Raw genomic sequence first — 668 nt, forward strand, 5'->3', positions numbered from 1 at the left:
ACGGTCGGTTTCAGCAGCGACGCCTTGTTCGACACAGACCCAGGAATACGCTCGTCAATCCCTCTCCTGAAGAACCTACTGAGTTTTCCGTTCTAATATTTTCGATTAACAGCATGCCACAATTCTCATTTTTTGAATATGTGAACAACATCATATTTATTTTATTTATCCCCATTATCTTTCTTATTTTTTCGTGTGCAAACACCGCCCAATCTCTCCGAGATTCCCCACTCACTTCTCCCCTCATCGCTGTATCAGACGCCGTCACAGGAAACGAAGAAGGACAAGCAAGTAAGAGCATCTACGCTCCAAAAAGTTATCGTTATGAGAATTACCGTGATCCGAGCGGTAGGCTAGTTTCCTATCAAGTCGCATTTGAGAGATATAATTCCCCAGGGATAGATCCTGGTCTAAAAGCAAATTTTATCTATCAGTGCGTCAATGCTATTGACGAAAACTATTTAGCCTATCTCAATCGAATTGCAACAGGTCGAGCGACTCTAGACACAACGCTGGATATTACATCGATAGGATTGAGCACTGCTGCAACAATATACACACCTACCACGACTAAAACAATTCTGTCTGGCCTCGACACCTTTCTTAAAGGCGGTAAAAGCTCATACCAACAGAACTTCTTCGCAGCACTGACGATTTTCCAACAACTG

The 668-nt window shown here is 43.0% G+C and carries 1 protein-coding gene; it reads left to right on the forward strand.

Going from position 1 to position 668, the window contains the following annotated elements:
• Nucleotides 1-113 precede the first annotated feature (113 nt).
• Nucleotides 114-668 (forward strand): hypothetical protein (locus IE099_RS20660; protein ID WP_229809641.1); only part of this gene is annotated, 555 nt, incomplete at its 3' end.

The organism is Roseibacillus persicicus (assembly GCF_014651675.1).
In the GTDB taxonomy this organism is placed as follows: Bacteria; Verrucomicrobiota; Verrucomicrobiia; order Verrucomicrobiales; family Akkermansiaceae; genus Roseibacillus; species Roseibacillus persicicus.